The sequence below is a fragment of the Qipengyuania aestuarii genome (assembly GCF_019711535.1).
In the GTDB taxonomy this organism is placed as follows: Bacteria; Pseudomonadota; Alphaproteobacteria; order Sphingomonadales; family Sphingomonadaceae; genus Qipengyuania; species Qipengyuania aestuarii.
Genome location: NZ_JAIGNP010000001.1, coordinates 878101 through 902217 on the forward strand (window position 1 = coordinate 878101; position 24117 = coordinate 902217).

33 protein-coding genes are annotated in these 24117 nt (G+C 60.2%); 18 read left to right on the forward strand and 15 right to left on the reverse strand.

The annotated features are described in order from the left end of the window. Positions 1-459, forward strand: coding sequence for a preQ(1) synthase (gene queF / locus K3175_RS04430; protein WP_221542122.1), 459 nt, complete (start codon positions 1-3; stop codon positions 457-459). Next, the gene (locus tag K3175_RS04435) at positions 459-1346 is read left to right on the forward strand and encodes a DUF1499 domain-containing protein (RefSeq protein ID WP_221542123.1); all 888 of its coding nucleotides are present in this window, start codon (positions 459-461) and stop codon (positions 1344-1346) included. The genes queF and K3175_RS04435 overlap by 1 nt, the downstream gene beginning before the upstream one ends. A gap of 105 nt (positions 1347-1451) precedes the next feature. On the opposite strand, the gene K3175_RS04440 is transcribed toward K3175_RS04435, so the two are convergent. Beyond that, positions 1452-2369 carry an ABC transporter permease gene (locus K3175_RS04440; protein ID WP_247710647.1) on the reverse strand — a complete coding sequence of 306 codons (918 nt, stop codon included), beginning with the start codon at positions 2367-2369 and terminating at the stop codon, positions 1452-1454. Positions 2370-2443: 74 nt separating this feature from the next. On the opposite strand from K3175_RS04440, the gene K3175_RS04445 reads away from it, so the two are divergent. Next, positions 2444-3139: a GcrA family cell cycle regulator gene (locus K3175_RS04445; protein ID WP_221542124.1), complete on the forward strand. Its 696-nt coding sequence runs from the start codon at positions 2444-2446 to the stop codon at positions 3137-3139. Positions 3140-3211: 72 nt separating this feature from the next. Next, positions 3212-3733 carry a DUF1993 domain-containing protein gene (locus tag K3175_RS04450; RefSeq protein ID WP_221542125.1) on the forward strand — a complete coding sequence of 174 codons (522 nt, stop codon included), beginning with the start codon at positions 3212-3214 and terminating at the stop codon, positions 3731-3733. On the opposite strand, the gene K3175_RS04455 is transcribed toward K3175_RS04450, so the two are convergent. Next, entirely contained in the window at positions 3730-4410 is a 681-nt protein-coding gene (locus K3175_RS04455) for a spermidine synthase family protein (protein WP_221542126.1), read from the reverse strand. The two genes, K3175_RS04450 and K3175_RS04455, sit on opposite strands and share 4 nt — an antisense overlap. A 100-nt stretch (positions 4411-4510) precedes the next feature. On the opposite strand from K3175_RS04455, the gene K3175_RS04460 reads away from it, so the two are divergent. Continuing rightward, a complete protein-coding gene (locus tag K3175_RS04460) occupies positions 4511-5614 on the forward strand; it encodes an NAD(P)-dependent alcohol dehydrogenase (protein WP_221542127.1) in 1104 nt (367 codons plus the stop codon). Positions 5615-5692: 78 nt separating this feature from the next. On the opposite strand, the gene K3175_RS04465 is transcribed toward K3175_RS04460, so the two are convergent. The 13 genes from K3175_RS04465 to pspF form a co-directional block, all read right to left on the reverse strand. After that, positions 5693-6127: a GlcG/HbpS family heme-binding protein gene (locus K3175_RS04465; RefSeq protein WP_221542128.1), complete on the reverse strand. Its 435-nt coding sequence runs from the start codon at positions 6125-6127 to the stop codon at positions 5693-5695. 191 nt (positions 6128-6318) lie between these two features. After that, positions 6319-8601 carry a polyribonucleotide nucleotidyltransferase gene (pnp, locus tag K3175_RS04470; protein ID WP_221542129.1) on the reverse strand — a complete coding sequence of 761 codons (2283 nt, stop codon included), beginning with the start codon at positions 8599-8601 and terminating at the stop codon, positions 6319-6321. 178 nt (positions 8602-8779) lie between these two features. Further along, a complete protein-coding gene (gene rpsO, locus K3175_RS04475; RefSeq protein WP_221542130.1) occupies positions 8780-9049 on the reverse strand; it encodes a 30S ribosomal protein S15 in 270 nt (89 codons plus the stop codon). A gap of 5 nt (positions 9050-9054) precedes the next feature. Beyond that, a complete protein-coding gene (gene truB, locus K3175_RS04480; RefSeq protein ID WP_221542131.1) occupies positions 9055-9975 on the reverse strand; it encodes a tRNA pseudouridine(55) synthase TruB in 921 nt (306 codons plus the stop codon). Continuing rightward, positions 9972-10661 (reverse strand): site-2 protease family protein, encoded by a 690-nt coding sequence (locus K3175_RS04485; RefSeq protein ID WP_221542132.1) that lies wholly within the window; start codon positions 10659-10661, stop codon positions 9972-9974. The genes truB and K3175_RS04485 overlap by 4 nt, the downstream gene beginning before the upstream one ends. Positions 10662-10699: 38 nt before the next feature. Next, on the reverse strand, positions 10700-11305 hold the full coding sequence (locus K3175_RS04490) for a thymidine kinase (protein ID WP_221542133.1): 606 nt from the start codon (positions 11303-11305) through the stop codon (positions 10700-10702). A 107-nt stretch (positions 11306-11412) separates the two neighbouring features. Next, positions 11413-11811, reverse strand: a complete 399-nt coding sequence (gene rbfA / locus K3175_RS04495; protein ID WP_221542134.1) for a 30S ribosome-binding factor RbfA — start codon at positions 11809-11811, stop codon at positions 11413-11415. Beyond that, a complete protein-coding gene (locus tag K3175_RS04500) occupies positions 11811-12350 on the reverse strand; it encodes a DUF1697 domain-containing protein (RefSeq protein WP_345719307.1) in 540 nt (179 codons plus the stop codon). The genes rbfA and K3175_RS04500 overlap by 1 nt, the downstream gene beginning before the upstream one ends. A gap of 151 nt (positions 12351-12501) precedes the next feature. Further along, a complete protein-coding gene (infB, locus tag K3175_RS04505) occupies positions 12502-15075 on the reverse strand; it encodes a translation initiation factor IF-2 (protein WP_221542135.1) in 2574 nt (857 codons plus the stop codon). A 20-nt stretch (positions 15076-15095) separates the two neighbouring features. Then, entirely contained in the window at positions 15096-15839 is a 744-nt protein-coding gene (locus K3175_RS04510) for a DUF448 domain-containing protein (protein WP_221542136.1), read from the reverse strand. Beyond that, positions 15820-17484 (reverse strand): transcription termination factor NusA, encoded by a 1665-nt coding sequence (gene nusA / locus K3175_RS04515; RefSeq protein WP_221542137.1) that lies wholly within the window; start codon positions 17482-17484, stop codon positions 15820-15822. Before nusA ends, K3175_RS04510 begins: the two co-directional genes overlap by 20 nt. Further along, complete coding sequence (gene rimP / locus K3175_RS04520) at positions 17484-18041, reverse strand: ribosome maturation protein RimP (RefSeq protein WP_221542138.1); 558 nt, start codon at positions 18039-18041, stop codon at positions 17484-17486. Before rimP ends, nusA begins: the two co-directional genes overlap by 1 nt. Positions 18042-18274: 233 nt before the next feature. Beyond that, a complete protein-coding gene (gene pspF, locus K3175_RS04525; RefSeq protein WP_221542139.1) occupies positions 18275-19300 on the reverse strand; it encodes a phage shock protein operon transcriptional activator in 1026 nt (341 codons plus the stop codon). 156 nt (positions 19301-19456) lie between these two features. Here pspF and K3175_RS04530 point away from each other — a divergent pair, with 156 nt between their 5' ends. The 13 genes from K3175_RS04530 (at position 19457) to K3175_RS04590 (ending at position 24116) form a co-directional block, all read left to right on the forward strand. Then, complete coding sequence (locus K3175_RS04530) at positions 19457-19609, forward strand: hypothetical protein (protein WP_221542140.1); 153 nt, start codon at positions 19457-19459, stop codon at positions 19607-19609. Then, positions 19582-20511, forward strand: coding sequence for a phage shock protein PspA (gene pspA / locus K3175_RS04535; RefSeq protein WP_425594827.1), 930 nt, complete (start codon positions 19582-19584; stop codon positions 20509-20511). The genes K3175_RS04530 and pspA overlap by 28 nt, the downstream gene beginning before the upstream one ends. Positions 20512-20514: 3 nt before the next feature. Continuing rightward, entirely contained in the window at positions 20515-20811 is a 297-nt protein-coding gene (gene pspB / locus K3175_RS04540) for an envelope stress response membrane protein PspB (protein ID WP_221542142.1), read from the forward strand. After that, positions 20808-21188 carry an envelope stress response membrane protein PspC gene (pspC, locus tag K3175_RS04545; protein ID WP_221542143.1) on the forward strand — a complete coding sequence of 127 codons (381 nt, stop codon included), beginning with the start codon at positions 20808-20810 and terminating at the stop codon, positions 21186-21188. Before pspB ends, pspC begins: the two co-directional genes overlap by 4 nt. Positions 21189-21214: 26 nt before the next feature. After that, positions 21215-21523, forward strand: a complete 309-nt coding sequence (locus tag K3175_RS04550; RefSeq protein WP_221542144.1) for a hypothetical protein — start codon at positions 21215-21217, stop codon at positions 21521-21523. Next, positions 21523-21858 (forward strand): hypothetical protein, encoded by a 336-nt coding sequence (locus tag K3175_RS04555; RefSeq protein WP_221542145.1) that lies wholly within the window; start codon positions 21523-21525, stop codon positions 21856-21858. The genes K3175_RS04550 and K3175_RS04555 overlap by 1 nt, the downstream gene beginning before the upstream one ends. Next, positions 21858-22181, forward strand: a complete 324-nt coding sequence (locus K3175_RS04560; protein WP_221542146.1) for a hypothetical protein — start codon at positions 21858-21860, stop codon at positions 22179-22181. The genes K3175_RS04555 and K3175_RS04560 overlap by 1 nt, the downstream gene beginning before the upstream one ends. Then, positions 22181-22495 carry a hypothetical protein gene (locus K3175_RS04565; RefSeq protein WP_221542147.1) on the forward strand — a complete coding sequence of 105 codons (315 nt, stop codon included), beginning with the start codon at positions 22181-22183 and terminating at the stop codon, positions 22493-22495. The genes K3175_RS04560 and K3175_RS04565 overlap by 1 nt, the downstream gene beginning before the upstream one ends. Next, positions 22492-22770: a hypothetical protein gene (locus K3175_RS04570; RefSeq protein ID WP_221542148.1), complete on the forward strand. Its 279-nt coding sequence runs from the start codon at positions 22492-22494 to the stop codon at positions 22768-22770. The genes K3175_RS04565 and K3175_RS04570 overlap by 4 nt, the downstream gene beginning before the upstream one ends. A gap of 41 nt (positions 22771-22811) precedes the next feature. Continuing rightward, positions 22812-23048 (forward strand): hypothetical protein, encoded by a 237-nt coding sequence (locus K3175_RS04575; RefSeq protein ID WP_221542149.1) that lies wholly within the window; start codon positions 22812-22814, stop codon positions 23046-23048. 78 nt (positions 23049-23126) lie between these two features. After that, complete coding sequence (locus K3175_RS04580; protein WP_221542150.1) at positions 23127-23534, forward strand: SufE family protein; 408 nt, start codon at positions 23127-23129, stop codon at positions 23532-23534. 1 nt (position 23535) lies between these two features. Further along, on the forward strand, positions 23536-23883 hold the full coding sequence (locus tag K3175_RS04585) for a YbaN family protein (RefSeq protein WP_221542151.1): 348 nt from the start codon (positions 23536-23538) through the stop codon (positions 23881-23883). Positions 23884-23957: 74 nt separating this feature from the next. Continuing rightward, complete coding sequence (locus K3175_RS04590; RefSeq protein WP_221542152.1) at positions 23958-24116, forward strand: YqaE/Pmp3 family membrane protein; 159 nt, start codon at positions 23958-23960, stop codon at positions 24114-24116. Position 24117: the final 1 nt, after the last annotated feature.

Genomic DNA, 24117 nt, shown 5'->3' on the forward strand with positions numbered 1-24117 from the left:
ATGAGCGACACAGTTACACCGAAGTTTCTCGGCGAGAACAGCCCCCTACCCGCCTCCCCGGAAGAGGCCGAGCTGGACTATGTTCCGAACCCTCGCGCCGGACAGCTTTATATGGTCCGTTTCGCCGCGCCGGAATTCACCTCCCTCTGCCCGGTCACCGGCCAACCCGATTTCGCGCATCTGGTCCTCGATTATGCGCCCGAGGCGACCATCGTCGAATCCAAGAGCCTGAAGCTCTTCCTCGGATCTTTCCGCAATCACTGCGGGTTTCATGAGGATGTCACCGTCGGTATCGGGCGGCGCTTGTTCGAGGAAATGAAGCCGAAGTGGCTGCGTATCGGCGGCTATTGGTATCCGCGTGGCGGCATACCGATCGACGTCTTCTGGCAGAGTGGTTCCGCGCCGGAAGGATTGTGGGTGCCTGATCAGGGCGTTTCCTCATATAGGGGTAGAGGGTAATGGAAAATGACGATCAATCGGCCCGTGTGACGAGGCCAGATGATGAGGAGCGGGTCATTTCCCAACCGTCTCCGACCAAGGATCGCGAGTGGCGCCGGAGCCTTCCCAAATACGCGCTGTGGCTGTCGCTAGCCGTGCTCATATGGTTCGTCCTCGCCGCTTTCGGGCCGAAATTCGGGCTGATCGACTGGCGCACCGGCTTAGGCTTCATGATCAGGGACGCAGGCACCATCCTTATCGCAATTTCCGGCCTCTTCGCCGCGATCGCTTTTCTCTTTGCCTTTCTCAAGACACCCAAAGGCCCGTGGTGGAAGGCCGCCTTCGCCTTCGCGATTCCCGCGCTACTTTTTGTCGGGCTGCTGTCGATGAAAGCGCAGGCCGAAGCCGTGCCGCCAATTCACGACGTCTCCACCGACTTGCGAGACCCGCCGACATATTCCGCGCAGACCATGGCTCTCCGCTCCGAGCTGGGCGCCAATCCGATGAACGACTACGGCACGCCGCTTGGCGATCTGGAGATGTGGGCCAATTCTGATGATGAATCACTTAAGGTCAAAAATCACGCCGACATCATCGCGGAAGAATTTCCCGATCTGCAGCCGATAGTGATTGGTCAGGCGACCGAAGAACAAGCGTTTGACGCCATCGTCGCGGCCATGGGTGCAATCGGATTACAAGATGTTCGCCGGGTCGCTGGCTCGAACACGGTCGAAGGCGTGGCTGAAACCTTCGCTTTCGGCTTCAAGGACGATGTGGTTGCCCGCGTCGCCGATGGCCAGATCGATTTACGGTCGGTCAGCCGCGTGGGCGTGTCGGATCTCGGCTACAATGCGTCGCGCGTCAAGGAACTGCGCGAGGCCATCGAGGATCGTTTGAAGTCTGAGTAGCCTGGGGGAGCGGGGCGGGGCAGGCGCGCCGACCCGACCGAGCTATCGCTTTCTTCCATTAGAGTGTGAGTGGTATTTGAACCGACGCCTTTAATGGGGCAGTGGTCAGCTACGGATTTTCCAACCCGAAGCAAGGATGCGGTAAACCACAAAGGCGAACACCAGATTGAAGAGTCCGAGACCGATGGCGCTATGGATCACGGCCTGGTTGGTATCGCCGATGTCGCTTTGACCGAGAAATCCGAAGCGGAAGCCGCTGATCACATAGAAGAATGGATTGAAGCGGCTGATCGTCTGGAAAAGCGGGGCGAGGTTGTCGATCACATAGAAGGTGCCAGAAAGTAGGCTGAGCGGTGCGATCACGAAATTCGTGACGGCCGCATTGTGATCGAACTTTTCCGCCCAGATCGAAGCGAGCAAGCCCATCAGCGCCAGCATCACCGCGCCCATCAGGCCGAACCAGACAACAGCCCAGGGATGCGCGGTAGCAAGGGTCACGCCAGGGTAGAAGGCCATAGCGAGAGCCACTGCGCAGCCTACTGCGACCGCGCGTGTTACCGCAGCCGCGACGATGCCTGTCATCAGTTCGCCAGTCGAGAGCGGCGGCATCAACAGATCGATGATCGTGCCCTGGATCTTACCCGAAAGAAGAGAAAAGCTGGAATTTGCGAAGGCATTTTGCATCATGCCCATTACGATCAGCCCGGGTGCCACGAAAGTGGCGAAGTTCACCCCCAGGATTTCGCGGTCCGATCGGCCTAGCGCAACGGTGAAGATTACCAGAAAAAGCAGAGTGGTAACCGCCGGAGCCCAAATCGTCTGCGTCTGGACCTTGAGAAAACGGCGAACCTCCTTAATATAGAGGCTCCATAAACCCACGCGGTTGATCCCGGTAATGACCGGCTCTCCGCGTTTCGGGAAACTGCTCCTCCCCTTGCCCGTAGTTTCGGTGAAAGAGGCATCCTCGCTGGACTGACCATGGTCGGGTTGCGCGGCGGGAGAGGGTTGGACTTGATCGGCCATAGGCCTGCGCCTAGGGCCAAGCACTTCCGCTGGCAAGACGGCCGTGGCGGAGACATGAAGGATACAGGATTCGCATGAGCTGGACCGACGAACGGATCGCGACGCTGAAGAAGATGTGGGAAGGCGGCTCGACTGCCAGCCAGATCGCCGACGAACTGGGCGGCGTCAGCCGCAATGCCGTTATCGGCAAGGCCCATCGCCTTGGCCTCAAATCGCGTCCCTCGCCAGTAAAAGCTGCGGAAAAGAAAAAGCCTGCGCCCAAGCCGAAGCCGACGGCAAAGCCAGCGGTGAAAAAGGCAGCCCCCCGCCCCGCTGCGCCTCCCGCGCCAACGCCGGCCCCTGCTCCCGCGCCGGCGCAGGCATCGGCGCAGCCAGCACCTAGGTCCGATGCGGCTATTCCGTCTCAGCCAATGCCGAACAAGAATTCGGATCTTCCGAAGATCGTTTCCGTCGGTCCCGGGGGCTTTCTCCGCCAAGGACCTGGCGACCAGCAGCCCCCCATCCCTCCGGCACCGCCGCGGCGTCTCGTTCCTGCTAAGCCCGACCCATCCATTGCCGACAAGACGAGCCTGCTGGATCTTTCCGACAAGGTCTGCCGCTGGCCGATGGGGCACCCGGGCGAACCCGATTTCCATTTCTGCGGCGAAGCGGTCAATCCCGGCTTCCCCTATTGCGTCGAACATTGCGGACGGGCTTATCAAGCCCAGCTGCCGCGCGGTGCGCGCCGCCCCCCTCCGCCTCTGCCATTCGGCGGCCCGCGGGTACGCTGATTACCATTCACATGGAGGCCCGGCAGTCGCAAGACAGCCGGGCCTTTTGCTTTCCTGTCCTGGAGAACGATAATGCCGCTTTCGCTTCACGCCGCCTATATCCCTAGTGCGCTGCAAATGCTGGGGACGGCGCGCCACCTTGTCGATAAGGCGGAAAGCTGGTGCGAAGCGAGCGGCACTGCCGAGAAAGACATCATCGGGGCGCGCATCATCGAAGACATGCTGCCCTGGTGTTATCAGGTTAAATGCGTCGCCGAACACACCCAGGGTTCGATGGAGGGCGTGCGCAAGGGCGTATATTCACCCGATCTCAACCCTCCGCCGACGAGCTTTGCCGCCCTGCGCGACAAGCTTTCTGGCGCCCGTGAGGCCATGGAAGCTTTAACCGAGGACGAGATGGAAAATTTCATCGGCCAACCGATGCGTTTCGAATTCAAGGATCATCGGATCGATTTCACAGCCGAGAATTTTCTATTGAGCTTCAGCCAGCCCAACTTCTATTTCCACTGCGCAACCGCCTACGATATTCTGCGCATGAAAGGCGTTCCGATCGGCAAGACCGATTTTCTGGGGCGAATGCGCCTCAAGGCCTAGCGCTTGCGGGCAAACCAGATCGTGTGACGTGGCCCCTTATTGTTGGGCCGCGCGCGCACTTCGCGCACTTCCACATCGAACCCGCTTTCTTTCAAACGCACCGTGAACTTGTGGTCGGGCGCGGCGGACCATACTGCAAGGATACCGCCGCGATTGAGCGCATCACGCGCCTTGCCCAGCCCGGTCTTCGAATAGATCCGATAATTGGCATCGCGCACGATTCCGTCTGGACCGTTGTCCACATCCAGGAGAATGGCGTCGTATTTAGCCGTAGTGCCATCGTTGGCATCGTCGATTAAGGCAGCAACATCGCAGATCACGATTGAGCCACGCGGGTCTGCCAGGCTCTCGCCGGTCAGGTGCGCGAGTGGCCCTTCCGCCCATTCGAGGATTTCCGGTACGATCTCGGCCACAGTGACCGATCCACCCTCCGGCAGTTTGGCCAGCGCCGCGCGATAGGTGAAGCCCATACCATACCCGCCAATCAGCACGCGCGGGCGTGGCCGGTCGAGCTCTGCGAGTGTCAGCTCGGCCAGCTGTTCCTCGGAGAATTGCATGCGCGTGCCCATGAGCTCATCGCGGCCGAGCATGATGATGAAATCGCGCCCATGGCTGACAAGGGTGAGTGTCTCCCCATCGGGAACCTGGGCAGTGGCAAGGGTTTCACGCGGCAACATCGGGCTGCTCTAGCATCGCTAACCATAGGGACAATCCGAAATGCCGGAACGGGGAGAGTGAGCAGCAGTTTTCTTAACAATACTATGGATGGAGAATTGCATGTCTACGAGTGCCCGTATCGCCGTTGTTGCCAAAGCCGGCGCCGACTACGAAATCGAAACCCGCGACATCGCCGATCCTGGCCCGCATGAAGTCCTGATCAAGCTGACGGCAACTGGTGTGTGCCATACCGACCTGTCGGTGCAAGCGGGCAATCTGCCAACTAACTATCCGGTGGTGCTCGGCCATGAAGGTGCCGGCACCATCCTCAAGGTTGGCAGCCATGTTCGCGATTTGGCCGAAGGCGACAAGGTCGTACTGTCTTACGGCTCCTGCGGCCATTGCCGTCCATGTGAAGAAGGTGACCCTGCCTATTGTGCCGATTTCGAAGCACTCAACTTCATGAATGAACGTCAGGGCGATGATGCCCCGGTGTTCGATAATGGTCCAAATGCCGCATTCTTCCAGCAATCGAGCTTTGCCACTCATTCGATCGCGCACGAACGCAATGTCGTGAAAATCGACGCTGACGTCGATATCTCTCTACTGGGCCCGCTTGGGTGCGGTATCCAGACTGGCGCAGGTGCTGTGATGCGCACTGCACGCCCGCCGGCAGGTTCGAGCCTGCTCGTCTCGGGTGTCGGAAGCGTCGGCATGGCTGCCGTGATGGGCGCAAAGGTCGCAGGCTGCAGCACGATTATCGCTGTCGATACCAATGCGGATAGGCTCGACCTGGCCCGTGAATTCGGTGCGACCGACACTGTGCAGGCAGGCACGGATGTCGATGTCGCGGAAGAAGTCCGCAAGATCGTGGCCGGAGGCGTCGATTTCTCGATCGAATGCAGTGGCAACGACAAGGCGGCCAGAGCAGCGCTGCAGGCCTTGGCCAAGCGCGGCACACTGGTGGTTGTCGGCGCCCCGCCATCAGGCACGGAATATGCTTTCGATGCCAATGAACAGATCCTCAGCGGACGCAAAATCGTTGGCTGTGTGGAAGGCGACGCCAAAGTGAAGCAGTTCATTCCCGAACTGGTGCATCTTTACGAGCGCGGCCTGTTCCCCTTCGATCGCCTGATCGAGCGTTATCCGTTCGACAAGATAAATGAAGCGGTGAAAGACCTGCACGATGGCAAGGTGTTCAAACCTGTGCTCGAATTCGGTTGATCGGACAGGAGATCATGCGACGGAAAATATGGAGAGCCGGAAGCACATAGCTTTTCGACTCTTTTCCAACAAATAGGATTAATTTTCGGGGGCGGTCAGACCGGCTGCGGCAATACCGGCCAGAGCGCACGCGACATCTTCGTCGCTGCTGGCTCCCGAAACACCTATTGCACCCAGCGCTGTACCATCGCTCGCTAAAAACGGTACGCCGCCCGCCCAATCTGCCAGCATCGGGGCGCTTCCACCCCATGTAGCCGTATTCGCGCTCGATTGGCGATATGTTGCTGCCGACTTTCCTTTCCACTGTGCGACTTCGGCAATCGCGGTCGGCGTCCCATCTAGGTGGGCTGTCGTGATCAGACGCCCCGCGTCATCGAATACCGCAAGCGACACTGTAATATTGCGCTCTGTCGCCCACGCGATGCATCCGTCCCGGACTTTCGCCGCTGTCTTGTAGGTCAGCACGGTTTGACTTGCCTGCGCGCCTGCTGCCGTTGCGGTAATCAAGCTCAACACAACTGAGGAAAGCGTGATCAACGTCATCGTTTGGCGCATATCATCCCCTCTCGTTTACACCTGTGCCATCATGCTTACCCTCACCAGAAAGGCAAGCGAGCTAAAGAAAAGGGCTGCAGCGCATGTCGCGCCGCAGCCCTGATGCTAGGGTGCCCCTCAGCATGGACGGGCACGTTTTTGCTGAAGTCTTAGTCCTTCAGGAAGTCCGGCACGTGAGCTTCGCCGCCCTTGTCACCGCGGTCACGTCCGCCACCACGCGGGCCACGGTCACCGCCGCCACGACGATCGCCGCCACGGCCGCCGCCGCCGCGTGGGCCACGATCGCCTCGCGGCTCACGCGGTTCGCGCGGAGGACGCGTGTCTTCCAGTTCTTCACCGGTTTCCTGGTCGACGACGCGCATCGAAAGGCGGACCTTCCCGCGCTGGTCGATCTCAAGGACCTTTACCTTCACTTCCTGGCCTTCCGACACGACGTCGGTCGGCTTTTCCACGCGCTCGTTCTTCATTTCGCTGACGTGGACGAGACCGTCCTTGCCGCCCATGAAGTTCACGAAAGCACCGAAATCGACGATATTGACGACCTTGCCGTTGTAGATCTTGCCGACTTCCGCCTCTTCGACGATGCCTTCGATCCACTTCTTGGCGGCTTCGATCTCATCGGCATTGCTCGACGAAATCTTGATCACGCCTTCATCGTCGATATCGACCTTTGCGCCGGTTTCAGCAACGATCTCACGGATCACCTTGCCGCCCGTACCGATGACATCGCGGATCTTCGACTTGTCGATCTGCATGGTTTCGATACGCGGAGCGTGCTTGGACACTTCACCGCGAGCGCCCGAAAGCGCCTTGGTCATTTCGCCCAGGATGTGCGCACGACCGGCCTTAGCCTGTTCCAGCGCGGTCTTCATGATTTCCTGCGTGATGCCGGCAACCTTGATGTCCATCTGGAGCGAGGTGATGCCCTTCTCCGAGCCGGCGACCTTGAAGTCCATGTCTCCGAGGTGATCTTCGTCGCCCAGGATATCCGACAGAACAGCGAAGTCGTCGCCTTCGAGGATAAGACCCATGGCGATACCCGATACCGGGCGTTCGATCGGCACACCGGCATCCATCATCGACAGACAGCCACCGCATACGGTCGCCATCGAAGACGAACCGTTGGACTCGGTGATGTCCGACAGAATGCGGATCGTGTAGGGGAAGTCTTCATGAGCGGGCAGAACCGGATGCAGCGCGCGCCATGCGAGCTTGCCGTGGCCGGTTTCGCGGCGGCTGGTGAAGCCGAAACGACCCACTTCGCCGACCGAATATGGCGGGAAGTTATAGTGCAGCATGAAGTGATTGTACGATAGGCCTTCAAGGCCGTCGATCATCTGCTCGGCATCCTTGGTGCCCAGCGTCGTAGTGCAGATAGCCTGCGTCTCACCGCGCGTGAACAGGGCCGAACCGTGCGTACGAGGCAACAGGCCGACCATCGCCTCGATCGGGCGAACCTGGTCGAGCTTACGGCCGTCGATACGCTGGCCGTCCTTCAGAATAGCGCCGCGTACGATTTCCGCTTCCAGCTTCTTGACCGCCTTGTTGGCGACCATCTGCGTCTGCGGTTCTTCTTCCGCGAAAGCTTCCTTGGCCTTGGCGCGCGCGTCGTTGAGCGCATCGCTACGAGCCGACTTATCGGTCAGCTTGTATGCAGCAGCGATATCGTCACCGACAATGCCGCGCAGCTTTTCCTTGATCGCCGAGGTGTCGTCCGAGGTATCCATTTCCCACGGATCCTTGGCGGCCTGTTCGGCCAGGTCGATGATCGCACCGATGACCTTGCGGCTTTCCTCATGCGCGAACATGACGGCGCCGAGCATTTCTTCCTCGGTCAATTCCTTTGCTTCGGATTCGACCATCATCACCGCATCCTGGGTTGCGGCAACGACGAGGTCGAGACGACCGTCTTCCCCCAGCGCGCTGTCGAGGCTCGGGTTGAGGATGTAATCGCCATCGTTCGAGAAGCCGACGCGTGCAGCGCCGATCGGGCCCATGAAGGGCACGCCCGAGATGGTCAGCGCGGCCGAGGCAGCGATCATCGCGACGATATCGGGTTCGGTTTCGCCGTCATAGGACAGGACCTGCGCGATGACGTTGATTTCGTTGTAGAAGCCTTCCGGGAACAGCGGCCGCACGGGGCGGTCGATCAGGCGGGAGGTCAGCGTTTCCTTCTCCGTGGCGCGACCTTCGCGCTTGAAGAAGCCGCCCGGGATACGGCCCGCGGCAGAGAATTTTTCCTGGTAGTGAACGGTTAGCGGGAAGAAGTCCTGCCCTTCGCGTACACTCTTGGCGGCAGTCACGGCGCAGAGCACCACGGTTTCGCCATAGGTAGCCAGAACGGCACCGTCAGCCTGACGGGCGATCTGTCCGGTTTCGAGGGTGAGGGTCTTTCCGCCCCACTCAATCGATACGGTTTTCTTGTCGAACATGTATTTTCCTTGATGACCCGCACGGCCTTATTGCGGTGCGGGGCCTACTGTACCGGGCAATCCGTCCCGGTCCGGTTCGAGGCGCTTTATCTTGCCTCTTGTTTGCCCCTGCGCCGAATTGCGAAGGTAGCCAAATGCGAAAAGGGCGGCCCGTTTGAGCCGCCCTTCCCGAAAACTCTTACTTACGAAGACCCAGCTTCTGGATCAGTGCGTTGTAACGCTCGACATCCACCTTCTTGAGATAGGCGAGCAGGTTACGGCGCTTGTTGACCATCATGAGCAAACCGCGACGGGAATGGTTATCCTTATGGTTGGCCTTGAAGTGGTCGGTGAGATTGCGAATACGCTCGGTGAGGATCGCGACCTGGACTTCCGGCGAACCGGTATCGCCCTGTGCCTGGGCATTGTCCTTGATAATTTCAGCTTTACGCTCGGCAGTAACCGACATGTATTCTACTCCGCGACATCCGGCAGATTGAAACCCCGCACGACCTTGGCCGAGCCTCCCTCCAGTTCCATCAGCGCCACCGGAACTTGTCCAAGTTTAGCCATATGAAGCCCGTCAGGCTGGGGCAGTTCCGACAATACCCGGCCCTGGCGGACCGCCTGCGCGCTGTCGGGATCGAGGTGAAGGACCGGGATGTCGTCCAGTCCCGCCTCTAGCGGCAGGAGAAGGTGTTCAAGAGGCGCGCCCTTAGCGACTTCTTCCGCCGAGTCCAGCGAAATCGCCTGTTCCTGAGTGAACGGGCCAGCCTTGATGCGTCTGAGATAGGTCACATGTCCGCGGCTTCCAAGGGCGAGCGCGATGTCCCGTGCAAGCGACCGGATGTATGTCCCCTTGGAGACATGCGCGCGCAGGGTCACCGCTTCCGCCGCGCCCTCAAGGATATCGAGCGCATGGATCGTCGTATCCCGCAGCTTCATCTCGACCTCTTCACAAGCTCGCGCGCGGTCGTAGGCGCGTTTGCCATCGATCTTGATCGCCGAATATGCCGGAGGTGCCTGCCGGATCGGTCCGGTGAAGGCAGAAAGGGCGGCAGCAATGTCCCCCACGCTCGGCATATGGTTGGAGGTCGCGACGACCTCGCCTTCGGTGTCGAGCGTGTCCGTCTGCTCGCCGAAGCGGATGGTGAAGTCGTAGATCTTACTGGCATCGAGCATGCGCCCGGCCAGCTTCGTTGCCTCGCCCAGCGCGATCGGGAGCACGCCTTCGGCCAGCGGGTCCAGCGTGCCGCCATGCCCGACCTTGGTCTTGGCATAGCCGCCCTGGCGCAGCACGCGCTTCACCAGGCCGACGGCCTGTGTCGAGCCGAGACCGCGCGGCTTGTCGAGCAAGAGCCAGCCATGGGGCGCGGGCTTGGATCGCGCGTTCATGCGATCACCCGCGCCACGCCGTCCGCGACCGCGTAGAAGATACCCGTCAGCCATTCCACCGGCGGGAACAGCGTGTTTTCAATCCAGCGCGCGTCCGGGAAGGCCCAGGTCGCAGCGATCAGGACCACCAGCAGCAGCATGCCCATGGCCTGCAGTTTCTGCCAGTGATGCACCCAGCGACGCGGCATCAGACCGCCCACGATGTGCGATCCATCGAAGGGCGGGATCGGCAGCATGTTGAACAGGGCGAGGAAAGCATTGATGAGGACGAAAGCCCCGAAGAAGGTCAGGGACCATTCCGGCGGGGCAACGCCCCAGTTCGATGCGAAACCGGCGAATATGCCGAAGAGTATAGCCGCTGCAAGTGCGAGCAGGATATTTGTGCCGGGACCGGCGGCAGCCACCGCCATCATGCCGTAGCGCGGATTGTCGAGCCTGCGCTGGTTGACCGGGACGGGCTTTGCCCACCCAAACACCGGGCCGCCCATGAGAGCCAGCGCGCCGGGCACGAGCAGCGTGCCGATAGGATCGACATGACGGATCGGATTGAGCGAAAGGCGCCGCTGCTCCTTGGCAGTCGGATCGCCCAGCATAAGCGCGACCCAGCCATGCGCCACTTCATGAAAGACGATCGCAATGATCAGGCACGGGATCAGAATGGCCGCAAGGGTAAGTGTGTCGAGCATCGCTGGTATGTAGATACGCGGAAGCGGCCGCGCACCCCTTACTGTGCCTGCAACCCCGGAAAATGATCGCCGCCGGTTCTTTCGACGAAATGCTTGCGGCACAGCGCGACATAGCGATCGTTGCCGCCGATCTCGGTCTGGGCGCCTTCGCGTACGGCCCGGCCGCTTTCATCGACGCGCAGGTTCATCGTCGCCTTGCGGCCGCAATCGCAAACCGCCTTCATCTCCACCAGCTTGTCCGCGATGCCGAGCAACGCAGCAGAACCGGGAAACAGCTCGCCCTGAAAGTCGGTCCGCAAACCATAGCAGAGAACGGGAATATCGGCCCCGTCGCACAGGCGCGCCAGCTGCCAGACCTGCGTCTTGGTGAGGAACTGCGCCTCGTCGATCAGAACGCATGCGACCGGAGCCTCGGCATGCTCTTCGAGCACGCGCGCCTCGATATCGGTTCCGGCATCGAAGCGGTGCGCGTCGCTTGCGAGGCCGATACGACTTGAAATTGCCCCGAAGCCTGCCCGGTCATCAAGCGCCGCGGTCCACAACGAGACCTTCATGCCGCGTTCGCCATAATTGAATGCCGTCTGCAGAAGCGTCGTGCTTTTCCCGGCATTCATGCTGGCATAATAGAAATAGAGCTTGGCCATTGTGCCTGGCGCGCCTCTCAAACAACTTCTCTGCGGGACTTCGCTTAACCGGCACCTAAAGCGATGGATGGCCCTGCGGCAAGTTCAGGGCGCGGCGAAGCAGGGGATCATTCTTCCTCGTCGAGGTCGCGCGCGACCTTGGGATCGCTCAGCAATTGCTCGATCCGGTCTGCTTCATCGAAGCTCTCGTCCGGCTTGAAGGATAGCTTGGGCGCGAATTTGAGCCCTAGGCGCTGCGCCACCTCCTTCTGGAAGAAGGCTGTGTTCGTGCGCAGGGCCTTGAGCACTTCGGCTTCATCCTTGCCCAGCAGCGGTTTCACATAAGCCTTCGCGTTGCGAAGATCGGGCGTCATGCGTACTTCGGTCACCGCGATATGGTGCGCGCGCAGGACGTCATCATGCGCCTCGCCCCGCGCGAGCAGTTCGGACAGGATATGGCGGACCCGCTCCCCCACCTTGAGGACGCGGACCGATTGCTGTTCTGGAGTGGATTGGTTGCGAGCCATCAGGATAATTTCTCGATAATTCTGTTGAGCGAACGGACATTGCGGGCAGTGCCTCTGCAGCCCAGTCGCCGTTCGATGAATGCACGGGTGAGCTTGCTGGAGCCGACACTGGAAACGAAGTCGATGTGGAGCGCACGCGTCCCTGGCGCAAGCCTTTCCGGCCCGCGCCCCTCATGATCGGCAATGAGGGCACTGAATTGCGCCGCCGTCGGTTGACCGGTCAGGAAATGGACATGAACGAACTTGTCCTCCCCCTCCCCCGCGAAGGGATTTTCCGCCAGCGCGGCAGCTAGATCTTCAGCGCTGCGGACCGTGGCAACACTGTCGATTTCGAACTCATCCTTCAGGATGGCAGCGATGCGGTTTTCCAATTCCGCATCAGGTGCGCTTTCATGGTCGAACAGCAGATTTCCGCTGGCGACGACAGTAGCGACATTCTGGAAGCCGCGCGTCTCCATCGCCGCAACGAGATCCGCCATCTTGAGACGGTTGCCACCGACGTTGATGGACCCGAGAAGTGCAGCGAAGCGCGCCATCATGCTGTCCCTTTCAGCTGAGCCGCAATGCATTTTTCAGTTTGAGCGAAAAGCGAGGGCACTGCCGCACTTACCCCCAAACTGCCGAAGGCGCCGCCCATCCCCTCTGGATGGACGGCGCCTTCATCATGCGGTCTGTCGGACCCGAAACGGATCACAGTGTGCGTTCGCGCTCCTCGACCTCGAACACCTCAAGCTGGTCGCCCGGCTTGATGTCGTTCGTGTCGGCGAGGACCACACCGCATTCGAGACCGGCGCGGACTTCGTCCACATCGTCCTTGAAACGGCGCAACGAGGCGATGGTCGTGGCCGAGACGATGACATCGTCGCGCGTGAGACGTGCGTGCAGTCCCTTGCGGATGACGCCTTCCTCGACGAGCAGACCGGCGGCCTTGTCCTTCTTGCCCGAACGGAACACTTCCTTGATCGCGGCACGGCCGACAACATTCTCGATCCGCTCCGGACCCAGCTCGCCGGCCATTTCCTTCGCGATTTCCTCGGTCAGGTGATAGATTACGTCGTAATACTTCATCTCCACCCCATCGCGCTTGACCAGTTCGCGGGCCTTCGCATTGGGACGGACGTTGAAGCCGATGATCGGCGCCTTCGAAGCCGCAGCCAGCTGAACGTCGCTTTCGGTGATCGCACCCACGCCTGCATGCAGGACGCGGACCTTGATCTCGTCGTTCGAGAGGTTGTGCAGCGCCGAGGTGATCGCTTCGACCGAACCCTGTACGTCGGCCTTCACCAGCACGGGGAATTCGATCACATTCGATGCGAGGTTGTTGAACATCGTATCGAAGCTTGTCGGAGCCAATGCAGTGCGCTTCTCGGTCGCCTTCTCCTGACGGTATTCGGCAACTTCGCGAGCGCGCTGCTCGTTCTCGACCACGGTTAGCACGTCACCGGCACTCGGCACGCCGCCGAGGCCAAGGACCTCGACCGGCATCGATGGCCCGGCCTTCTTGATCTGCTTGCCCTGATCGTCGACGATCGCGCGGACGCGGCCGCTCTGGGTACCGACAACGAAGGTGTTGCCACGCTCCAACGTGCCACGGGTGACAAGCACGGTGGCCACCGGTCCGCGGCCCTTGTCGAGCTGCGCTTCGATGACGGTCGCTTCCGCCATGCGATCGGGATTGGCTTTCAGTTCGAGCAGTTCTGCCTGAAGCGCGATCTTTTCAAGCAAATCGTCCAGACCGGTCTTCGCCTTGGCGGAGATTTCCACGTCCTGCACATCGCCCGACATCGATTCCACGATGACTTCGTGTTCGAGCAGACGGGTGCGGATGTTGTCCGGATTGGCTTCCGGCTTGTCCATCTTGTTGATCGCCACGATCATCGGGACGCCAGCGGCCTTGGTGTGATTGATGGCCTCGATGGTCTGCGGCATGATGCCGTCATCGGCGGCCACCACCAGCACCACGATATCGGTGACGTTGGCACCGCGCTGGCGCATCTGCGTAAAGGCGGCGTGGCCCGGCGTATCGAGGAAGGTGACCTTGTCGCCGTTCTTCGTCTTAACCTGATAGCTGCCGATATGCTGGGTAATGCCCCCGGCTTCGCCCTTCACCACATTGGCGCCGCGAAGCGCGTCGAGCAGCGACGTCTTGCCGTGATCGACATGGCCCATGATGGTGACGACCGGCGGACGCGCTTTCAGCGTTTCTTCCGGATCGACATCAGCCTCTGCGGCGATGTCGACATCGGCTTCGGAAACCTTCTCGATATTGTGCCCGAACTGTTCGACGAGCAGTTCTGCCGTATCCTGGTCGATCGTCTGGTTGACGGTGACCATCATGTCGAGATTGAAGAGTTCCTTGACCAGGTCGGCACCCTTCTCGCCCATGCGCTTGGCCAGTTCGCCAACCGTGATCGCCTCGGGCACAACGACGTCGCGCACCTGCTTTTCACGCGGCTTGTTGGAGCCACCGCCCTGCATGCGGCGTTCTTTCTCGCGCGCACGCTTGAGCGCGGCGAGGCTGCGCGCACGGCGGCCTTCGTCCTCGTTGAGAGCCTTCTTGACGGAGAGCTTGCCCGACCGGCGCTTGTCCGGCGTTTCGGCCGTGGCACCGCGAGCAGGCTTGTCTTCCTTTTTCTTGGCGCGCTCTGGCTTCTTGATTTCCGGACGCTTGACCGGGGTGAAGCGACGCGGCGCGGGCGCCGAAGTGCCTTCTTCCTCGGCATCGGCAGCGGGTTCGCTTGCCTCGGCCTCGGCTTCCGGCTCGGCTGCCGCTTCCTTGGCTTCGGGAGCCTTCTTTGCATCTTCGGCAGCCTTCTTGGCAGCCTCTTCCTCGGCCTTGCGGTTTTCCTCGGCGCGCTTTTTCTCGTCCTCGGCAGCCTTGCGTGCGCTTTCTTCTTCGCGCTTGCGGGATTCCTCGGCCTGACGCAGGCGATCTTCCTCGGCTTCGCGCTGAAGACGGGCGACGCGTTCCTGCGGCGTTTCATTGGAAGGAGGTGCCTTCTTGGGCGCAGGCTTCTTGGCCGCAGGCGCAGGGGCCGGAGCTGGCGCGGGAGCCGGTGTCGGCGCCGGAGCTGCCTCTGGCGCTGCCTCAGCGGGCGTCGGGGTCGGTGCCGCTTCGCCCGGTTTCACGAGCTTGCGGCGGCGCTTCACCTCGACCGCCACCTTGTTGGTGCGGCCGTGGCTGAAGGTCTGCTTGACCTCGCCCGGTTGCGCGCCCTTGAGGGTAAGCGGTTTACGGGCCGGTTTCTTGTCGTCGTCGCTCATTCTTGCTCGTTTCTCTTCGTTCAATCGTTCGTATCGGTTGCGGCGCGCGAATTCGCACGCCCGGATTCGTCGGGAATTTCCTGTCCCAGATAATGCATCAGCCGCTTCAAGGGTTTGAGCACCCGAGCAGCCGCTGCATCGTTCGCCAGTCCGAGATGGACGACATTGTCGCGGCCCAATGCCACAGACAGAGCGTCGCGGTCCAGAGGCAGGGTCCAGCCCCGTTCTCCGCTGCCTTCCGTCTCCCGGCCGACGCGCCACGCCTGATCGAGCTTCTTGCGCCCGTCCTCGCTGGCGTCGCTGGCATGGAAAAGCGCCGAGATACCGCCCGCACGGGCAGTCTCGGCGATGCGCTGCGTCCCCAAGATAAGGGCTCCGACGCGCATTTCGAGACCCAGCCGATCAAGAAAGACGCGTTTGAGCGCATCTTCGATCTTCTGGGGCAGTTCTTCGGGTATCTCGAGATCGCCGGTCTTGAAGGCCCGCGCAAGGGCGCCCTTGAGCTTGCCGTTCGCCTGCGCCTCTTCGATCGCGCTGCGCGATGAGCACACCCACGCGCCCCGACCCAGCGCTTTTTCCTGCGCGTCGGGGAGCACCAGACCCGAGGGCGAAGCGGCAAGACGCACCAGTGCGTCCCGCGATTCGGATGCACCCGTCAGGACGCACCGGCGCTCCGGGCAGGCCTTCTGGGGCCCGGAAGCTTTCCGGGCCTTGCCAGTTTCAGCGATGTCGGACGTCAGGCGCTCATTGGGTGGAGTCCGCATCGGCGGCCTCCTGCGTGTCGGTCGTCTCGGCAGTAGCCGGAGCTTCCTCTTCGTCGTCGAACCAGTGGGCGCGGGCAGCCATGATGATCTCGTTGCCCTGCTCTTCGGTCAGGCCGTATTCGCCGAGCACGCCGCCCTTGTCAGCTTCGCGCTGCGGACGATCACGGCGCATCGGCGGGCCGTCGGCATTGTTCCGGCGACGCGGCGCTTCGCGCTTCTTGGCGATGAGTTCGTCAGTGGCGAGATCCGCCACATCATCGAGGGTCTTCAGGCCAGCCTTACCCAGGGTCACCAACATCGCCTCGGTGAGGTGCGGCAGGTCTGCCAGTTCGTCTTCCACGCCCAGTTCACGGCGCTCGGTCCGGGAAGTCTCTTCCTGACGGTCGAGCGCTTCCTTCGCGCGGTTCTGGAGTTCTTCAGCCAGTTCCTCGTCGAAGCCTTCGATCGCCGCAAGCTCGTCGAGCTCGACAAAGGCGACTTCTTCCAGCTCGGCGAAGCCTTCGGCCACGAGCAGCTGCGAAAGCGTTTCGTCGACGTCCAGTTCCTCTTCGAACATCTTGGAGCGCTCGGCAAATTCCTTGCTGCGCTTCTCCGAGGCTTCTTCCTCGGTCATGATGTCGATCTGGTTTCCGGTAAGCTGGCTGGCCAGACGTACGTTCTGACCACGGCGGCCAATGGCAAGGCTCAGCTGATCGTCCGGGACCACCACTTCGATCCGGCCGTCTTCCTCGTCGAGCACCACGCGGCTGACGGTGGCGGGCTGCAGCGCATTGACGATGAAGGTCGCGCCATCTTCCGACCAGGGGATGATGTCGATCTTTTCGCCCTGCAGTTCCTGCACGACGGCCTGAACGCGGCTACCCTTCATACCGACGCAGGCGCCGACCGGGTCGATGCTGCTGTCATGGCTGATCACGCCGATCTTCGCGCGGCTGCCCGGATCGCGGGCAGCGGCCTTGATTTCGATGATGCCGTCGTAAATTTCGGGGACTTCCTGCGCGAACAGCTTCTTCATGAAGTCGGGGTGCGCGCGGCTGAGATAGATTTGCGGGCCGCGGTTGTTGCGCTCGACCTTGGTGATCAATGCGCGAACACGCTCGCCGACACGAGCCGCCTCGCGCGGGATCTGTTGGTCGCGGCGAATAACGCCTTCGGCGCGGCCGAGGTTGACGATCACGTGACCGAACTCGACCGACTTGATCACACCGGTGATGACTTCACCGGCGCGGTCCTGGAATTCGTTGAACTGGCGCTCGCGCTCCGCATCGCGAACTTTCTGGAAGATAACCTGCTTGGCCGACTGCGCATCGATACGGCCGAGATCGACCGGCGGCAGCGGATCGACGATGAAGTCGCCAATCTTCGCATCAGCTTCGAGCTTCTGCGCGGCCTTGAGATCGACCTGCTTGAAATAGTCCTCGACCTCTTCGACAACCTCGACGACACGCCACAGGCGAAGGTCGCCCGTCTGCGGATCGAGCTTGGCGCGGATGTCGTTCTCCGCGCCGTAGCGGTTGCGGGCGGACTTCTGAATCGCTTCTTCCATCGCTTCGATCACGATGGATTTGTCGATCATCTTTTCCGATGCGACCGCATTCGCGATTGCAAGGAGTTCTGCCTTATTGGCGGAAATGGCACTGGCCATCAGTCGTCTGCCTTTTCTTCTTCGATGTCGTCGGCACCGCTCGTGTCGAGCGGCTGGGTGGCGGCGATCAGCGCGTCGGTCAAGACGAGCTTTGCCGAATGTATGAGATTACGGGGGAAGGAAACTTCGCCCGCCTTGTGATCCTCGATCGTGACCATATCGCCATCGATGCCCTTGAGGTCACCTTTGAGCGTGCGCTGGCCATGGACCTTCTCGACCAGCGAAATCTTCGCTTCGTGCCCGGACCAGTTGGCGAAATCCTTCGCCCGGGTAAGGGGACGATCGATACCAGGGCTCGACACTTCCAGATGGTATGCACCCGGCACAAGTACCTCGCCTTGCTCCTCCAGCTCATCGAGCCTGTCTGACACGCGGCGCGAGAGCGCGGCACATTGTTCGATCACAAGCTGCCCGGTCGCCGGGTCTTCGGCCATGATCTGGAGCGCCTGCCCACCGTCGCCAGCTTCGGACGCCATCATCTTCACGCGTACGAGTTCGAAGCCCAGCGCCTGCGCTTCGGGTTCGATAATGTCGTTCAAGCGGTCGATGTCGGCCATTCATACTCCATGACTGGATGACATTATGGCAACGGAGTTTGGTGCCGGCCCCTTCCGGCGCCAGCCCCACAGTGTCGCGACAATGTCGGGATTGATGCGGAGATAGGCGCGAGTCCCGAAAAAGGCAAGGCCCCGCAAAAAGGAGCTGGGACCCGGCGCTAAATCCGGTGCCTATCAATGGATTAGGATACCTTACCCTTCGGCGCCACTCAAGCTTCGCCAAGAACCGATGCTCAATCGGCGTCGGTGAGGCCGTGCTTCTTGATCGCGTGCCGCAACTGGTCGTAGCTCAAGCCGAGCGCCTTTGCGGTCTGGCGCTGGTTCCATCTGTGTTTGCCCAGTGCGTGTTCGAGTATCGCCTTTTCGTACGAATCGACCGCCGCTCGCAGATCATCGATCTCATCGAGTTGCGTGGTGGCTTCTGGCGCCTCTGCACTATTGTCGCCTTCCTGGTGGGCTTTAACCGAAGGCATGGGCGCTGGCTTCCAGGGACTGTCGAACGGGTCGAACACCACATGACCGATTGGATTGGACCAGTCGTCCCAGCGATAGACCGCGCGCTCGACCACATTGCGCAATTCGCGGACGTTGCCAGGCCATGGATGATTTTCCAGTTGCTCCGCAACATGGTCTGCGAAGCCCGGCCAGGCTTCCCAGCCCAGTTCCGCCCCCATGCGCCGACCGAAATAATCCGCCAGGACCTCAATGTCTCCTTCGCGCACCCGCAAGGGTGGAAGAGTAATGACCTCAAAGCTCAGGCGATCGAGCAGGTCGGAGCGAAATTCGCCGCGACGAGCCTTGTGCGGAAGATCTTCATTGGTTGCAGCGACGATGCGCACATCCACTCTGATCGGGCGCGATGACCCGATCCGGGTAACCTCCCCATATTCGACGGCGCGCAGCAGGCGTTCCTGAGCGCCCATGGAAAGTGTGCCCAGTTCATCAAGAAACAGCGTCCCCCTGTCCGCCTCCTCGAACCGGCCGATCCGCTGCTTGGTCGCGCCGGTGAAGGCCCCTGCCTCGTGACCGAACAATTCGGCTTCGATCAGCGTCTCAGGCAGCGCGGCACAATTCATCGTCACCAGCGGCTCTCCCCACCGCGTGGACAAACGATGAAGACGCTCGGCGATCAATTCCTTGCCGGTCCCGCGCTCTCCGATGACGAGAACAGGCCTGCGCATTGGAGCGGCGCGGCTCGCCCTTTCGACCGCATCGAGAAAGGCCCCGGACTGTCCGATAAACTGATTTTCGCGCTCCATGGCCAACACATAGGAAATTTCACCAAGGCTTGGCAATAGTCACCAATCGAGGGCCGGGATGAGATCAAAGATCCCGCTGTTTTCCGCCACAAACGGAATTTGGCACAGCCTTTGCTGAACAGTGAACAACAAGAAATCACGTCCAGGGAGGACACCATGTACGATCGCAAGTTCTTCAGCACGACCCTCGGCAAGGCCGCACTCGCCAGTGTAGCTATGATGGCCGCCTTCGTTGCCTTGAGTTCTCAGATCACAGTCGCCACCCCGATGCCGATGGTGGCATCGATCCAGCAGATGGAAATCGCGTGAGCAACCAGAAACACCCCCTTGGGCCGGAGCGCCTCGTCCCCGAAACCTCCGAGCCTCCCGCTCGGCAGAATAGCGCTTCGGCCCGCCCCGACCGGGTAACTCTTTCGCGTCTGGACAGTGAGGTTGAACGGCTACGTCGATCGCCTACTCCGACGCAGGACAAGCCGCGCAACCGAGGCACAGACTTTTTCTCCAGTGGAGCACCTTTAATGGGAATATTCAGCCGTACTCGCGATATCATCGCGGCCAATTTCAACGATATGCTCGACAAGGCGGACGATCCGCAGAAGATGATCCGCATGATCATCCTCGAAATGGAGGAAACCCTGGTGGAGGTCCGCGCCAGTGCCGCGCGCACGATTGCCGACCAGAAGGAAATGCACCGGCATACTGTGAAGCTGGACAAGCTTCAGGGCGACTGGGGCGAAAAGGCCCAGCTGGCCCTGTCGAAAGATCGCGAGGATCTGGCCCGTGCCGCTCTCGTCGAAAAGAAAAAGGCGGCCGACATGGCCGATCAGCTCAAGGAAGAAATCACCGTACTCGATGACGCTCTTCGCGCCTACGAGCAGGATATTCACAAGCTCCAGAACCGTCTTCGTGAAGCGCGCAGCCGCCAGACCGCCATCGCTGCGCGTCTCGAGAGTGCGGAAAACCGCGTGAAGCTGCGTAGCCTGATGACCGAAGAACGCGTGGACGATGCGCTGAGCCGGTTCGACCAGCTCGAACGCCGTGTCGATTATGCCGAAGGCAGAGCGGACGCGCTGAGCATTTCGGACGGCGCCGGCAAACCCAGCCTGTCCGACGAGATCGCCGCGCTGGAAGGAGCCGATGCGATCGACGACGAGCTAGCGGAAATGAAGAAAGCGCTCGGTAAAAACGACAGCGCCGAGAAGGAGGGCTAAGCCATGGAAGAAGTATTTGCAGTCGTTGCGATTTTCATCGCTCTGCCATGGATCGTCCTTCACTACATCACCAAGTGGAAGACTTCCGCCACCATCACCACCGATGACGAGGCCTTGCTCGAAGAGCTCTACAACCTCGCCAAACGTCTGGACGAACGCATGGATACGGTCGAGCGCTTGGTCGCTTCCGACAATCCTGACTTTCGCCCCGCCCGCCTGATCCACGATAGCGAACAGGATAACCAGCAATTGCGCGAACTAGAGCAGTTGATTGCCGAGAAAAAAGGAGTTCACCAGTGAACAGCCCCCGCACCACCCTCTATCGTGACAAGCATAATGCGAAGTTGTTGGGCGTATGCTCGGGCATTGCGGACTATACCGGCATCAATAACTTCTGGGTTCGATTGGGCTTTATAGTGTCGCTTTTCACACCACTTTCGGCAATTACATTTCCGGGATACTTCATTGCCGGCTTCCTGCTTAACAAGAAGCCCGCGCATCTTTATTCCGAACCTGCCGAGCAGAAATATTGGCAGGGCGTTCGCCAGAACCCAAAGCGCACGGCCCGCGAAATTCGCGCGAAGATGAAGGACGTCGATCGCCGTCTGGCAGAAGTCGAAACGTTTTACGTCAGTAGCAATCCGCGCCTGAACGCCGAAATCGAACGGCTTCGCTGAGGCATAAAGAACAGGGGGAAACCATTATGAGCGACCTTGGAGTGCTCGTCCCGATCCTCGCGCTGACAATCCCGATCATAGCGATCTGGACAAGGCATCAGCAAAAGATTGCCGAAATGAACGTAGAAACCACCGCGAAAGCCACGGCAGAAAAAGCGGCGCAATATGCCAGCCACGTTCAGGACCTTGAGGATCGCGTCCGCGTGCTGGAGCGCATCGTGACCGACCGGGGCTACGATGTAGCCACTCAGATAGAGGCCCTGCGTGACCAGCGAGAGGTGGAGCAAAAGGAAAGCGATCTACCTCTGGATAGCAAACACGGGGAGCGAGCATAATGGACTTTGGAGACCCCTCTTTCGTTATCGCCATCATCGCAGTCAGTACGGGCGGATGGCTGATCAACAACTGGATCCGCGCAAAGCACGGCTATTCCTTGGAGAACGAATGGGGCGGGATGACCGAGCCTTCGGATACCGCCGAAACCAAGCGTTTGCGCGCTGAAAACCGCGAGCTGAACGAGAAGCTGGACACAATGCAGGATCGCATGGTCGTGCTGGAGAAAATCGTGACCGATCGCGGCTATTCGTTGAGCGAGGAGATCGAGGCACTGCGCGGTCGTCCCGAGGGAAATATCAATCCGGCAGGACTGCAAAGCAAGGAGCGCACGTAATGGAAAAGATTGCTTTACTTGAGGCTCTGGCGCCGATGATTGCGGTAGGCATCGTTTCGATTTCGATCGGTTGGGTGATGACGACCTGGCTTCGCATCAGGAACGGCTATCCACTCGAAAGCGGATGGGGAAAGCCACTCTACCCCAAAAGCCTCGAATCCGAAGAGCGGGTGAAACTGCTCACCCAGGAAAACGCCCAGCTTCGCGCCGAACTCGGTTCACTGAAGGACCGGCTTGGGAATGTTGAGCGCATCGTAACCGATAGTGGATATCAGCTTACCAGCGAAATCGAGTCCCTGCGTGCCAAGCAGGAGGCAAACTGATGGATCCCGACCTTACTCTCATCTTCGCGTTCATCCTCGCCATCGTCATTATGGTCCTGCCGTTCGCCTATTTCGTGAATCAGAGGGTGCAGGAGCACGAAGCACGCAAGCTGGAACTGAAGGCTCGCGTTGAAGAGGCGAAGGCAGAACAGCTGCGCTTTGCCAATGGCGATTATTCGAAGATGGAAGAACGCGTCCGGGTGCTCGAGCGGATCGCTACCGACAGCAACCATGCCCTGGCCTCGCAAATCGAAGAATTGCGCAGACTGGATAGAGCGGCAGCTGGTCCGCAGCTGGCGGAGCCTATCGAATGAATATCTGGACCGCGCTTATCGTGATCGTCGCCATCTGGGCGGTGGTCCAGATGTATACGTACCGACGCGATCGGATTGCGAACGTGAAGTACGACGAAGACGGCTATCCTCTTCCGGCGAAGGAGGATGAGGAGACAAGACAGGAAATCGACGAATTGCGCGAGCGCATTCGGGTGCTGGAGCGGATCGCCACCGATGGCAATTCGCTCGACGCGCAAGAAACCAAACGGATTTCCGCCGAGATCGAAGCCCTGCGTGACAAGCAGAGCGATTGAGGCGGTAGGGAAAGATACAGGTTCAAGGAGGACATGGGGAAATGTTCGAGCCGACACTCGTAATTGCAGCAGCAAGTCTGACTGGCATTGTTATCATCGCAGCGGCCCTGCTTCGTGCGTGGCAGGGCTGGCTGGAACTCAAGCGGCGCGAATTGGACGGCCATACCGCTCCGCGCGCGGAGGAGGGTTCCTCGATCGGCGCAGCTCGGATCGAGCTCGCCGACCTCAAGGAACGGATCAAGAAGCTGGAAGCAATCGCCAGCGGAGTTGATCTGTGAACCAATTTGTTTCCCATTCGTCCTGAACGTATCGTAGCGAAACCTACCATCCGATACATTGGTACGAACGGAGTTTGCGTGAGAAGTCTTGAAGATATCCAGGAAGAATATGAGTTTCTCGAAGGCGACGAGCGATATCGCCTGCTGATCGAACTGGGCCGCGAACTCGATCCCATGCCAGATGCTCTCAAGACCGATGCCACCCTCGTTCGGGGGTGCTCGGCAAGCGTATGGGTTTATCCGACCGGTGAGGCGGACGAGCTTCACTTCCTGGCGGATAGCAATGCCGCCATCACCAAGGGTATCGTCGCGCTCGTGATTGCTGCGGTCCAGGACAAGCCCGGCGAGACGATCGCCGCCATGGATATCCACCAGGCGCTGGCACCTTTCGATCTCAAGAACCAACTGTCGAGCAATCGCACACAGGGCGTCCCGAACATGATCGCACTGGTCCAGGAACACGCGTCACGCATAGCGACGGGCTGACATGCGTCATCTGTACCGTATTCTGGGATATCTGGCGGTGGCGCTCGGCGCGATCGGCGCGGTGCTCCCCATAATGCCGACAGTACCCTTCCTCCTTCTGGCAGTCTATTTCTTCGCCCGTTCAAGCCCCGAACTTGAACAAAAGATACTCGACCACCCGCACTGGGGGCCGCAGGTGAAAGATTGGCGTGAACGCCGCGCGATCAGCCGCTCCTCGAAAACAATTGCGATCGGAGCGATGGCAACCGGTTCCGTATTCACATATTTCACCCTTGGTCATCCATGGTATCTGATATCCATCGCGATCCTGGTGATCGCAGGAAGCTGGATTGCGACACGAAATGAATAACTTCCGAGGAACGAGCGCGTCGATCGACCATTGGTGAGGCGGACGACGGGAGGGCGAACCAGAGGACATTCTACATGGCAATTCTGATACTTATCGCGACCATTCTCTTGCCCCCGCTCGGCGTCGCCGCCAAGCATGGGCTGGGAAAGACCGCATTGATCAACCTCGTGCTCACGCTGTTGGGATTCATTCCCGGGCTAATCCACGGATTGTTCGTGAATTACGCCCGCTAAG